Origin of the sequence: Streptomyces thermocarboxydovorans (genome assembly GCF_039524635.1) — a bacterium.
Classification (GTDB): Bacteria; Actinomycetota; Actinomycetes; order Streptomycetales; family Streptomycetaceae; genus Streptomyces; species Streptomyces thermocarboxydovorans.
This window is the reverse complement of sequence record NZ_BAAAGU010000012.1, coordinates 20839-34766: the sequence shown is the minus strand read 5'-3', so window position 1 is coordinate 34766 and position 13928 is coordinate 20839. Positions and strand designations below refer to the sequence as shown.

The following is a 13928-nucleotide window of genomic DNA, read 5'->3' as shown; positions in this document are numbered from 1 at the left end:
CGCTCTTCACCGGTTCCTGTTCCTCTCATGCCGCTGCCGCCCCGCGGCCTACTGCTGCCGCCAGGACCGGAACGCCCGCAGGTGATCCGGTGTGACGACGGCTTCCAGACGGTCGTCGCTCTCGTCTCCCCCGCCCAGCGCGGCGAGCAGCCGCCGGGCGGGGGCGTTGCGCGGGGTGCGCTCGGCCGTCAGGCGGACCTTGCCGCAGCCGAGTTCCTCGGCCCGGTCCGCCATCCACTGCAGCAGCCGTTCCTCGACGCCCCGGCCGAGCGCCCGGCAGCTCATCGACCAGGCGAGCAGGTCCAGCAGGTCGCCCTCGGCCCGCACGGCGAGCAGGGCGATCTGCCCGTAGTCGCCGAAGCGGTCGCGGGCCGCCGCGGTCCACACCTCGCCGCGCTCGCGCCACCGGGCCAGGTCCCCGCCGTCGGCCGAGCGCGCCCGCAGGGTGAACTGGTTGGTCCGGCGGACGAGTTGTTCGCCGCGCGGCACATCCGCCTCGGTGAGCGGCCGGATGTCGACCTCCAGTCGCAGCCCGGCGAGGAACTCCTCGAACGAGGTCTGCGCGCGCACCGCGTCGCGTTCCCGCTCCTGCTCGTAGAAGCGTGCCCGCAGCGCGTCCTCGGCAGTCGTCGCGGCCGGTGTCAGCGGCCACAACCGGCGCAGGAACCCGGCGAGTTCGGTGGCGGGCGGGCAGGTCACCGACAGCACCTGGGGGTGGGCCGCGCGCATCCTGGCGATCTCGGCGGGGTTGTCGTCCAGGAACAAGAAGCTGTCCAGGCCCAGGTTGAGGGTGCGGGCCGCCTGTGCGAGCCGTTCCGGCTTGGGTCCCCACTCGGCGGAGAGGACGCTGAAGTGCTCGGGCTTCAGGGTGCTGTCGGGGCGGTCGAGCACCGCCCGCACCACGTCCTCGTCGTTGTTGCTGACCAGCACCAGCAGCGCACCGGCCTCCCGCCAGCGCAGCAGGCGGCGGGCGAGCAGGGCGCGCGGACCGGTCAGGTCCACCGACTCGGGGCCGGTCTCGCCCGCGACAGCGCCCCAGAGGGTCTCGTCGCCGTCGACCGCGATCACCTTGGGCCGGCGGCGCGCCGCGCGGAGCGTCTCGGCGAGCGTCAGCGCCACGGCGGCCTGGAACTCGGTCGTGTACGGCAGATGGGCCAGTCGTTCGGTGCGCTCGTCGAAGACCTTCTCGACGGGGTGATGCCGGGTCCAGTCGTCGGGGCCGAGGACGGCGAGGCCCGGCTGCTCGGCGAGTTCGGCGGCCAGTTCCCGTTCCCAGGCGGTGCACCGGTCCTCGGGCCGGGCGGTCGGCAGGACGCCGACGACCAGCGGCTTTCCGGTCCGCTCGGCGAGGCCCCGCAGTGCGGCCGGGTAGGCGGTGCGCAGCTCGGTGAGCAGCTCGTCGTCGACGGGTCCGAAGCGTTCCAGGTCGGCGCCGCGCAGCAGCACCACGCCCGCCTGTACCGCCGGGTCGGCGAAGACGCCGGAGGGGTCCTGGAGCGCGGCGAGCACCTGGTGATACGGCGCCTCGGCGACCTCGGTCGGTGCCGTTCCGGCGGCCTCGTCGAACGCGGTCTCGCAGATCAGCGGCAGGCTGCCGAGCGCGAAGGTGGCGGCAAGGGCGACCCGGGTCCGCGCCGGCCCGGCTTCTGCGGAGGCGTTCGCCCGGGGGGCGTTCCCAGGGTTCTTCCCCAAGTCCATGTCCTTCCCGACGAGCGTCGCGGGTGTCTCCGCCGTCTCCTCCAGCAGCCGCAGGTACTCCTCGGCCATTGCGCTCGTCGCCGTGGCGTCGAGGATGTCCAGGTTGTGGTCGAAGCGGATGCTGTTCGCGTCCGGCGTCATGGTGATCATCAGGTCGAGGTCGGAGTAGCCCGTCCCGGCGGGCAGCACCTGGACCCGGTCGAGCCGGCCGGCGGCGGAGCGGACGTAGTTGAAGTAGACCTCCACCAGGGGCGCGTGCGGCCGGTGCAGACCCTGCCGGGACAGCACGGGCAGCACGTCGGAGAACATCGCGCCCTTGGCCAGGATCCGCTGCAGTCGCTGGTCGGTGCGGCGCAGCACCTCCTCGGCCCGCTCCCCGGGGTGTGCCTCGGCCGGGAAGGGCACCGGCACCCCGAAGAAGCCGACCGCGTCGTAGGCGTCGGCGTGGATGCGGGTGTCGACGGGCACCGCGAGCACGAACCGCTCGCGTTCCCGCAGGCGGGCGAGCAGCACGGTGAGGGCGCCGAGGCAGAAAGCGGCGGGCGTGACGGCGAGCCGGCTCGCGGCGGCGGTCACCTTCCCGGTGAGCCCCTCGGGCATGGTCACGGTGACGCTGCCCGCGCGGTAGGACCGTGCCTCCGGGCGCTCATGACTGAGCGTCAGGTCGAGGCGGGAGACGCCCTCGAAAGCCTGGTGCCATGCGGCGGTCGTCGCGTCCTGCTCCGGGTTGCCGCCCTGCTGCGCCTCGAGCAGCAGCCGGACGTCCCGGTTGGTGAGGGTGTCGTCGAGCCGGGTGCCGGACAGCTCCCTGTCGATCTCCCCCGCGACCAGCAGCAGGGACTGCAGGTCGCTCACCGCGTGGTGGGCGCCCAGGACGAGGACCTGCCCGTGCTCGGCCCCGCCGTCGAGGAGTTCGAAGCGCCACAGCGACGGCTGGGCCAGGTCGAACGGCGGCTCCAGCAGGGCGCTCAGGCGGCTCGCCGGGTCGATGCCTTCCTCGTCCGTGACCGTCGTCCAGCGCAGGATGGGCCGGGCCACCTCCCGGTGGACGCACAGCCGGCGTCCGCCCTCGGGGCCGGTCACGATGCCGGTGCGCAGGGCCGCGTGGCGGGCGGTGAGCCGGGCGAGGATGCCGGTGAGCGCCTCCTCGGTGGTGGGTTCGGTGAGCCGCAGTGCGAGACCGATGCCGTGGGCGGCGTCGGGCATGCCGGGTCCGGCGCTGCGCAGCAGCCGCACCACGTCGCGGGTCGCGGGCAGCAGCTCGGTGTCGGGGACCTCCTCGACGGCGGCCGGTGCCTGGGCCGCTGCCGGCTGCTCCTCGGGGGCCTCGGCGCGTTCGGGCAGGGCGGCGGCCAGCATGCGGGCGAGGCCGCGCGTGTCGGCGGCCGAGAACACCTCGGCGGCCGGGAGGTCGACGCCCAGTTCGCGGGCGAAGTCGTTGCGCAACCGCACCAGCATCAGGGAGTCCAGGCCGAGTTCCTTCAGGGCCGTGGTCGCGGAGACGTCGGCGACGCCGCCCGAGACGGCGGTGATCCTGGCCCGCACATAGGCCTCGATCCAGGTGGCGCGGTCCTCGTCGGTGGTCGCGGCGAAGACCTTGCGGACGAGTTCGTCCGCGTCGCCGTCGCGGGCCGGTGCGCCGGTCAGGTCGGCGAGCATCGGGCGGGTGCGGGCGACCTCGGGGGCCAGGGCCAGCATCTCCCGGTCGAGGGCGATCGGGGCGAGCTGGCGCCGGGAGTCGGACAGCAGGCGGGTGAAGAGTTCGCCGCCCTCCTCCGGGGTGAACGGCACGAGGCCGGAGCGGCCGGTCTCGGCGGCCCGGGTGTCCGAGGCGGCGACCATGCCGACGCCGGTCCAGGCGCCCCAGTCCAGGCTCTGCGCCCTGCGGTGGCCGAGGTGGTGGGCCCAGGCGTCGAGGAAGGCGTTGGCGGCGCTGTAGGGGGCCTGTCCGGCGGAGCCGAGCAGGCCGGCCGCGGAGGCGAACAGCACCAGGTTGCCCGCCTCGGGGACCAGTTCGGTGAGCAGGGCGGTGCCCAGCACCTTCGGTGCGAGGACGCGCAGCACACGGTCGTCGGTCAGGTTGGCCACGGTGGCGTCGTCGAGGACACCGGCGGCGTGCACCACGGTGGCGACGGGCCCGGCCGCCTCGCGTACGGCGTCCAGGGCGGCGCTCAGCGCGGCGCGGTCGGCGACGTCGGCGCGGGCCAGGTGCACGGTGACGCCGCGCTGCTCCAGTGAGGCGATCCAGGCTGCGGCGTCCGGGCCGGGTGTGCCGCGGCTCAGCAGGGCCAGTCGCCGTGCGCCGAGCCGGACCAGGCGTTCGGCGACGACCCGGCCGAGGCCGCCGAGGCCGCCGGTGATCAGGTGGACGCCGTCGGGGCTGACGGTGCCGTCGGCCCGGTCGTCGGGGCGGGTGCGGGCCAGGCGCGGCACCAGGCGGCCGGAGTCGCGCAGGGCGAGGAGCCGTTCGTCGTCGGCATGCCGCAGCTGGGTCCACAGCGCCTCGGTCCCGCCGGTGCCGGGCAGGTCGACGAGGGTGGTCGACAGCTCCGGGTACTCCTGCGCCACGGCGAGGGCGAAGCCCCAGGCGAGCGCCTGCTGCGGACGGGTGACGTGCTCCTCGGGTCCGGCGGCCTGGGAGGCGCGGACGACGACGAACAGGCGGGGTGCCGGACCGCGGCCGCCGGTGAGCGCCCGCACCACGTGCAGGGTGCTCAGGCAGCACAACCGGGCCGCCTGCTCGGCGCTCGCCTCGTCGGTGACCGGCGGCGCGTCGAGCGCGGTCAGCAGCACCACCCGCTCGGGCGGCGCGTCCGGGAACGCCTCGTCGAGCAGGCGGTTCATCTGCTGCTCGTCGGACGGGTCGAGGGCATAGTGTCCGGGGCCTTCGGCGGTGAAGGTGTCGCCGCGCCGGGCCAGGACGTGCCGCCCGGACGGTCCCAGGCGCTCGGCGAGTTCGTCGGCCACGCCGGTGGTGTCGGCCAGGATCAGCCAGCGGCCGTCGGCCGCGGGTTCCCGGGCGTCGGGGCGGGACTGCCAGCGGGTCTCGAACAGGGCGCCGTCCAGCGGGGAGAGCGCGGCCAGCCGGAACTCCTCGGCCTCCAGCAGGAGTTGTTCGTCCTCGTCCCACAGGCGCAGGTCGAGGGTGGCGGTGTCGCCGTCCAGGGACCGCAGCGCGCAGGTGACCCAGGCGGGTGCGGTGCGCCGCCCGGTGTGGCGCAGCCGTCCGACCCCGGCGGGCACGAACGCCCGGCCCTCGGGCGCGTCGCCGGGCAGGCCGGCGGTGTGGAAGGCGGCGTCGAGGAGGGCGGGGTGCAGCAGATGGCCCTCGGCGGACCGGTCGGCAAGGCGGGCGAGCGCGGTGGTGGCGTCCCGGTGCGCCTCGGGCAGGCCGCGGAAGGCCGGGCCGTACTCGATGCCGAGGGTGCCGAGCCGCGCGTACAGGGCATGCGGGTCGGCCTGTTCGGTGCAGCGGGCGCGGAGCTCGGACGGCGGCTCGACCTCGCCCGTGCCGCCGGCCTCGCCGGTGAGGATCCGGCCGGTCGCGTGCCGTTCCCAGCGGGCGCCGGGCGCCGCGGCCGCGACGGTGAACTCGCGGGCGCCGTTCTCGGCGGGCCGCAGCACCAGCTGGAGCCGTACGGGGCGCTCCTCCTCCAGCCGCAGGGGCCGCAGGAAGGCGACGTCGGCCAGCCGTATGGCACCGTCTCCGCCGTCCGCCGCGACGGCGGTGGCGGCCTCCAGGGCCATGGCGAGGAAGGCGGAGCCGGGCAGCCAGACCTCGCCCGTGACGCGGTGGTCCGTCAGATAGGCGAAGCGGCGGTCGCGCAGGTCGATCTCGCTCTGGAACAGGTGGTGGTCCGGTGTGTCGCTCGCCTCGACGTGGGTGCCGAGCAGCGGTGAGCCGCCGGACGCGGCGGCCGGGGCGGGGGCCAGCCAGTGCCGGGTACGGGCGAAGGCGTAGGTCGGCAGGCTCACCCGGCGGCCCGCCGGGAAGAGGACCTTCAGGTCGGGGGTGTGACCGGCCGCGTAGAGTTCGCCGACCCTGCGCAGCAGCACCTGGCTGCCGTCCCGCCGGCGGCGCAGCGAGCCCACGGCGGCCGCGTCGATGCCGGCCTCGGCGGCCACCGCCTCGATGGACGCGGTGAGGGACGGGTGCGGGCTGAGTTCGACGAAGTACCGGTAGCCGTCGTCCAGGAGGCGGCGGATGGTGTCGGCGAAGCGGACCGGGCGGCTGAGGTTGCCGAACCAGTAGGCGGCGTCCAGCCGTTCACCCGGTACGGGCTCGGCCAGCACGGAGGAGTACAGCGGGGTGTGCGGCTCGGCGGGCCGCACCTCGCCGAAGCGCTCCAGGAGTTCGTCCCGCAGCGGTTCCATCAGCGGGGTGTGCGAGGCGAACGGCGTGCTCAGCCGCCGTACCGCGACGCCGCGTTCCTCCAGGCGGGTGCGCAGCTCGGCGAGGGCCCCGGAGTCGCCGGAAACGGCGGTGGAGCGGGGGCCGTTGACGGCGGCGACGAACAGCCGTCCGGCGTAGGGCTCGAGGAGTTCCCCGACCTCGGCATGCGGCAGTTCCACGGCGGCCATCCCGCCGCGGCCGACCAGCGGCACGACCGCGTGGGCGCGGCCGGTCACCACGGTCACGGCGTTATCGAGCGTCAGGGCGCCCGCGCTGTAGGCGGCGGCGATCTCGCCGAGGCTGTGTCCGGCGACCGCACCCGGTGTGACGCCGAGCGCGCGCCAGGCAGCGGCCAGCGAGGCGTTGACGGCGAACAGCGTGGGCTGCAGATACTCGGTGCGCTCCAGCGGGGAGAACTCCTCGGGGGCGCGCAGCGCGTCCAGCACCGACCAGCCGGCGTGCCGCCGCACGGCCTCGTCGATCCTGGTGAGTTCCGCGCGGAACGCCTCCGACTCCCCCATCAGCTCCAGGCCCATACCCGGCCACTGGCCGCCGTGCCCGGCGAAGACGAAGGCCACCTTGCCGTCCTGCCCCTCGCGGGCGGGCGCGACCGGCATCCGTCCGCTCGCCAGCGCCTCCAGCCGGGCGAGCAGTTCGTCCCGGTCGGCGGCCGCCAGTCCGGCGCGCCGCTCGAAGTGGCTGCGGTGCCGGGCCAGGGTGTGGGCGACGTCCGCGAGCGGGATGTCGTCGTCGGTCAGCCGGCGGGCGAGCCGGGCGGCCTGTCCGCGCAGCGCGGCCTCGCTGCGTGCCGACAGCAGGAACAGTCCGGCAGCAGGGCCCGCGCTCTTCTGGTCCCGGTCGCCGTCCGGGGCGGGCGGGGCCTCCTCCACGATCACATGGGCGTTGGTGCCGCTGATCCCGAAGGCGCTCACCCCGGCCCGCCGCACCCGCTCGCCGGACGGCCAGGCCACCGGCTCGCGCAGCAGGTGCAGTCCGCTGCTCTCCCAGTCGACGTGCCGGCTGGGCGTGCCGACGTGCAGGGTGGCGGGCAGCGTCTGGTGCCGCAGCGACTCGACGACCTTGATGAGCCCGGCGATGCCGGAGGCGGCCTGCACATGCCCGATGCTGGACTTCAGCGACCCCAGGTACAGCGGGCGTCCCGGCGGGCGGGTGGCGCCGAAGACCTGGGCGAGGGCGTTCGCCTCGATGGGGTCGCCGAGCGTGGTGCCGGTGCCGTGGGCCTCCACGTGGTCGATGTCGGCGGGCGTCAGGCCGGACTGCTGAAGCGCCCGCCGGATCACCTCCTCCTGCGCGGGTCCGTTGGGCGCGGACAGGCCCTGGCTGCGGCCGTCCTGGTTGACGGCGGTGCCGCGCAGCACGGCGAGCACCTCGTCGCCGTCGCGGCGCGCGTCGGAGAGCCGCTTCAGTACGACCATGCCGGCGCCCTCGGCCCAGATGGCACCGTCGGCGTCGTCGGAGAAGGAGCGGCAGCGGCCGGTCGGGGACAGCCCGCGCAGCCGGCTGAACTCCACGAAGGTCTGCGGGGTCACCATCAGGGTCACCCCGCCGGCCAGGGCCAGGTCGCACTCCCCGGAGCGCAGCCCCTGCACGGCGAGATGGGTGGCGACCAGGGAGGACGAGCAGGCGGTGTCCACCGTCATCGCCGGCCCGTGCAGGCCGAGGGCGTAGGCCAGGCGGCCGGAGGCGACGCTGGGCGCGGAGCCGGTGCCGACGTATCCGTCGAGCTGGTCGAGGCGGGCGCCCGCCAGATAGCCGCTGCCGAACATGCCGACGTACACGCCGGTGGTGCTGCCGGCGAGGTCGGCGGGGACGATCCCGGCCCGCTCCAGCGCCTCCCAGGCGGTCTCCAGCAGCAGCCGCTGCTGCGGGTCCATCGCCGCGGCCTCCCTGGGAGTGATCCCGAAGAAGCCCGCGTCGAAGGACTCGATGTCGTCGAGGAAGCCGCCCTCCCGGGCGTAGGAGGTGCCGGGGTTGTCCGGGTCGGGGTGGTAGAGGGAGTCCACGTCCCAGCGTCCGGCCGGGAAGGGGCCGACCGCGTCGCGCCGCTCGTCGAGCAGCCGCCACAGCGACTCCGGGTCGTCGACGCCGCCGGGCAGGCGGCAGGCCGTCGCCACCACGGCGATCGGCTCGTCGGCGGCGGACCCTGAAGTGCCCGACGGGGCCTGCCGGGGCGCCGGATGCGCGGCGGTGGTGCGGCCGCCGGCGAGCACGGTGGAGAGCAGGTGGGCGGTGAGCCGGGCGGGCGTGGGGTGGTCGAACAGCAGCGTCGCGGGCAGCCGGGCGTCGAAGCGGGCGCCGATGCGGTTGCGCAGGTCGACGGCGGTCACCGAGTCCATGCCGAGCTCGCGCAGCGGCTGTTCGGGGCGCACGGCGTCGGTGCCGCGCAGGCCGAGGGCGCGGGCCGCCTCCTCGCGGACCAGGGCGAGGACCCGGGCGGCGCGCTCGTCCTCGGGCAGCCGGGCCAGGCGGTCGGCGAGCCGGTCGCCGCCGGTTCCGGTCCGGGGCGCGGCGGGCAGCAGGGTGCGCCAGAGCGCGGGCGTGCCGCCGGGCGCGGAGGTGAGGGCGGCGCGCAGGCGCGGCAGGTCCAGCGACCAGGCGACCAGGTGCGGGGCGGGCCGGCGCAGCGACAGCTCGATCAGGTCGCGGGCCTGACCGGGCGTCAGGGCGCGGTGGCCCAGGCGGGCCATGCGGTCGAGGTCGGCGTGCCCGGCGGCCAGCCCCTCCCCCGCCCAGACGCCGAAGGAGACCGACTGGGCGGCGAGGCCGAGCGCCCGGCGGTGGTGGGCGAGCTGGTCGAGGAAGACGTTGGCGGCGGCGTAGTTGCCCTGACCGGCGTTGCCCGCGACACCGGCCGCCGAGGAGACGAGCAGGAAGAGGTCGAGGCCCAGGTGGGCGGTGAGGCGGTGCAGATGCGCTGCCCCGTCGGCCTTGGGGCGCAGCACCTCGGTGAGGCGTTCGGGGGTCAGCTCGGCGACCACGCCGTCGGCGAGGACGCCGGCACAGTGCACCACGCCCCGCAGGGGCGCCTCCTCCGGGATGCCGTCGAGCAGTTCGGCGAGGGCGTCCGCCTCGCCGGTGTCGCACGCGGCCACCTCCACCTCGGCGCCGAGGGCGGCGAGTTCGGCGGTGACCTCGGCGGCGCGGGGGTCGGCCGGGCCCCGGCGGGAGGTCAGCAGCAGGCGCGGGGCGCCGTGCTCGGCGAGCAGCCGGGCAAGGGTGCGGCCGATGGCGCCGAGGCCGCCGGTGATCAGGACGGTGCCCTCGTGGGGGATCCGGTTGGCGGGCGCATCCGCGCTGCCGGCTTCGGAGTCGGAGTCGGCTTCGGAGTCGACGCCGGTGAAGCGTGCACGGACGAGGCGCGGGGCCAGCAACTCACCTCGACGGCAGGCGAGTTCGGGTTCCTCGCGCTGGGCGGCGGCGGTGCGCAGCACGGTCACCGCGTCCTCGGTGTCGTCGTCGAGGTCGAGGAGGACCAGACCGAGGTCGGGGTGCTCGGCGCGGGCGCTGCGGGCGAGCCCCCACAGCGCGGACCGGGCGAGACCGGGCACCGCGTCCCCCTCGGCGGCCGCGACCGCGCCCCGGGTCACCCACAGGACGCGCGCGGGCGTCTCCTCGGGCCGGAGGGCGACGAGGTCGCGCAGCTCGCGGAGGGCGGCGGTGGCCGCCTCGCCGGGTCCGGTGTCCGGGCCGGTGCGCGGCCAGAGGCGTACGACCACGTCGGGGCGCTCGTCCGGGGCGGCGAGGGTCTCCCCCGCCGCCGTCAGCTCCCGCTCGACGGCTGCCGCTTCCGGGCCGTCCCCCAGGACCCGCCAGGTGCCCGCCGGGGCCGGCCGGGCGGCGACCGGCGTCCAGGCCACCTCGTACAGATGCCGGGCGCTCTCCGAGGAGGCATCCAGATCGGCGGGGTCGGCGGCGCGCAGCCGCACGCCCTCCAGCCGTCCGGCGGGGAGGCCGTCGGCGTCCCACAGGCCGACGTCGAGGGTGACGTCGGTGCCGGAGGCGGAGGTGCGGCGCACGGACACGGTCAGTTCGGTGGGGTTGCCGGGCGGCAGCATGCAGCGGCCGACGGCGACCGGCAGCAGCGCCCTGCTCTCGTCCGGGTCGAGCCCGGCCGCCACATGGAGTGCGGCGTCCAGCAGCGCGGGGTGGACCGGGTAGGGGTCGGTGGTGTCGCGGGCGGACTGAGGGAGGGTCAGCCGGGCCAGCAGGGTGCCGTCGCCGGTACGGACGGCCTGCCGTACGCACCGGAAGGCGGGGCCGTAGCCGAGGCCGAGGGCGGCCAGCCGGTCGTAGGTGTCCTCCCTCCAGGCGGGATCGGCCCCGTCCGGCCAGGCCGGCGGCGCCTCGCCCGCGGTGGCCGTTGCCTCGTCGGTGGCGGTGCCGGTCGCGGTGGCGTGCAGGGTCCAGCCGGCGGCCTGCTGCCCGCGCGGGCGGCTGTGCACGGTGATCTCGGGTGCGGGGCCGGAGGTGACGACCTCGACGGACACCTCGGTGGTGCCGTCCGCGGGCAGTGCGAGCGGGGCGAGCAGGAGCAGGTCGGTGACGTCCGAGGGGGTGTCCGGGCGCGCCACGGCGAGGGCGGCGCGGCAGAGTTCGGTCAGCGTGGTACCGGACACCACGGTGCGGCCGAACACGGTGTGGTCGGGGAGCCAGTCCGCGGTGGCCGCCGACCATTCGTTGCGGAAGGTCCAGCGGGTCTCGTCCGCCGACTGCAGCTGCACGCCGAGCAGCGGATGCGCGGCACGGTCGAAGAGGCCGGGTGCGGCGGTGGTGGTGCCGGCGGCCTCGGACCAGTGGCGCTGCTCGTCCCAGGCGTAGGTCGGCAGGTCGGCCGGGGCGGTGCCGGGGACCAGGCGGCGCCAGTCGACGGGCCGTCCGTGGACGTGCAGTTCGGCGGTGGCACGGTCCAGGCAGGCCAGGGCGTCCTCGTCGCGGCGCAGCGAGCCCACGGCGACGAGGTCCTCGGTCCCGCTGTCCTCGGCAACGGTGCGCAGCGCGGTGAGCAGGGCGGGGTGGGGGCTCAGCTCGACGAAGCAGCGGTAGCCGTCGGCGATCATCCGCTCGACGGCCGGCCCGAACCGCACCGGCTCGCGGAGGTTGGTGTACCAGTAGGCGGCGTCCAGTTCGCCGGTGACGGGGGCGCCGGTGACGGTGGAGTACCAGGCGACGGGCGCCGGTATCGCGGTGACGCCGTCGAGTTCGTCGACGATCCCGGTGCGGACGGCCTCCACCGCGGGGCTGTGCGAGGCGTAGTCGACGTCGAGGCGGCGGGCGAAGACCTGCTCGCGCTCGAGGCCGGCGAGCAGCTCCTCGACGGCTTCGGTCTCGCCCGCCACGACGGTGGAGCGGGCGCTGTTGACGGCGGCGACGGACACCCGGTCGCCGCCGAGTGCGGCGAGGCGGGCCTCGGTCTCGGTGTGCGGCAGGGCGACGACCGCCATGGTGCCGGTGCCGGACAGGGCGGTCAGGGCCTGGCTGCGCAGGGCGACCACGGCCGCCGCGTCGTTGAGGCTGAGGGCGCCCGCGACGCAGGCCGCGGCGACCTCGCCCTGGCTGTGTCCGATCACGGCGTCCGGGCGGATGCCGCGGGCCCGCCAGACGGCGGCCAGCGACACCATCACGGCGAACAGCACCGGCTGGACGACGTCCACGCGGTCCAGCGAGGGCGCGCCGGCGTCGCCGCGCAGGACGGCGGCCGCGGACCAGGAGGTGAAGGGGCGCAGGGCGGCGTCGCAGCGGTCGAGTTCGTCGGCGAAGACCGGGTCGCGGTCGAGGAGGTCGCGGGCCATGCCGGCCCACTGGGATCCCTGGCCGGGGAAGACGAAGGCCACCTTGCCCTGCGGGACGGCCTGGTGCGGGCCGGCGATCCGCTCGGGGTCGGTCTCCCCGTCGGCGAGCAGGCGCAGGGCGGCGCGCAGGGTGTCGTGGTCCCCGGCGGGGATCACGGCCCGGTGCTCGAAGTGGGTGCGGTGATGGGCGAGGGTCGCCGCCACGGCGTTCAGGGGCAGGTCGGGTTGTGCGGCGAGGGCGCGTTCGAGGCGGTCGGCCTGTCCGCGCAGGGCGGCCGGCGTGCGGGCGGAGAGCGGGAAGAGGTGCCGGCCGGCGGGGTCGGGGGCGGGCGCCGGCTCCGGCGCCGGGTCCGGCTCGCGCGGGGCTTCCTCCAGCACCACATGGGCGTTGGTGCCGCTGATGCCGAAGGCGCTCACTCCGGCGCGGCGCGGGCGGTCCTCGGTGCGCGGCCAGGGGCGCGGCTCGGTGAGGACGCGCAGGCCACTGGCGGCCCAGTCGATGTGCTCGGTCGGGGTGTCCGCGTGCAGGGAGGCGGGGAGTGTCTCGTGCCGCAGGGCGAGCACGGTCTTGATGACGCCCGCGATGCCGGCGGCGGCCTGGGTGTGGCCGAGGTTCGACTTCAGCGAGCCGATGTGCAGGGGGCGTTCGGCCGGGCGGCCGGCGCCGAGGACGCGGGCCAGGGCGCGGCCCTCGATCGGGTCGCCGAGCGGGGTGCCGGTGCCGTGGGCCTCGACGTAGTCGATGTCGTCCGGGGTGAGTCCGGCGGCGTCGAGCGCGGCGCGCAGCACGCGTTCCTGTGCGGGGCCGCTGGGGGCGCTCAGGCCCTGGCTGCGGCCGTCCTGGTTGAGGGCCGAGCCCTTGATCACGGCGAGGATCCGGTCGCCGTCGCGCCGGGCGTCGGCGAGCCGCTTGAGGAGCACCAGGCCGCAGCCCTCGGCCCACACCACCCCGTCGGCGTCCGCGGAGAAGGGGCTGCAGCGGCCGCTGGGCGACAGCCCGCGCAGCCGGCTGAACTCCACGTGCCCGCGCGGGGTGACCATCAGCGTGGCCCCGCCGGCGAGGGCCAGGTCGCACTCCCCGTCGGCGAGTGCCCGCGCCGCGAGGTGCAGGGCGACCAGGGAGGACGAGCAGGCGGTGTCGACGGTCACCGCCGGTCCCTCGAGGCCGAGGGTGTAGGCGATGCGTCCGGAGGCCACGCTGGAGGCCGAGCCGGTGCCGACGTGCCCGTCGAGCCGGTCCAGTCCGGCGGAGGCGAGGTAGCCGCTGTCGTAGAGGCCGATGTAGACGCCGGTGGAGCTGCCGCGGAGGCTGCCGGGGACGATGCCGGCGCGTTCGATCGTCTCCCAGGCGGTCCGCAGCAGCAGCCGCTGCTGGGGGTCCATGGCCTCGGCCTCGCGGGGCGAGATGCCGAAGAAGGCAGCGTCGAAGCGGTCGATGCCGGTGAGGAATCCGCCGCGCAGGCTGTAGGCGGTGCCGGTGCTCTCCGGGTCGGGGTCGTACAGGCCCCGGGTGTCCCAGCGGCCGGCGGGCACTTCGGTGACGGCGTCCCGTCCCTCGGCGAGCAGCCGCCACAGTGCCTCCGGGTCGTCGGCGCCGCCGGGCAGGCGGCAGGCCATGGAGACGATGGCGATGTCGTCGCCGGTGCGCCCGGGTGCCGTGACCTCGGTGACGGTGGCGGGAGTTGTCGGTGCGGGGCTCTGGTCCTGGTCCAGCAGGGCTTCCGCGAGGGCGCCGACGGTCGGGTGCTCGAAGACGACGGAGGCGTCCGGCGTGCGGCCGGTGCGGGCGGCGAGTTCACCGGACAGGGCCACCAACTGCCGTGAGCCGAGGCCGAATTCGGCGAGCGGCCGGTCCGGGTCGACGCTGCGCGGGTCGAGTCCGGTGGCCTCGGCGACGGCCGACACCAGCCAGGCACGCACCTCGTCCACGGACTTCAGGGGCGGGTCGTCGGGCTGCTTCGGGGGCTCGGGCGCGGACATCTCTGACACGGGTGGTCCTTGGGAACTCGGGCGCCGGCCGGGTGGGC

At 76.0% G+C, this 13928-nt stretch carries 1 protein-coding gene; it reads right to left on the bottom strand.

Annotation, left to right across the window (positions count from 1 at the left end; all coding sequences use genetic code 11):
* Nucleotides 1–48 precede the first annotated feature (48 nt).
* Nucleotides 49–13881, bottom strand: coding sequence for an SDR family NAD(P)-dependent oxidoreductase (locus ABD198_RS07675; protein WP_343998901.1), 13833 nt, complete (start codon nt 13879–13881; stop codon nt 49–51).
* Between the last annotated feature and the right edge of the window lie 47 nt (nt 13882–13928).

Coding starts and splice junctions, on each gene's coding strand:
- ABD198_RS07675 (WP_343998901.1), bottom strand. CDS start 13,881: ATGTCCGCGCCCGAGCCCCCGAAGCAGCCCGACGACCCGCCCCTGAAG.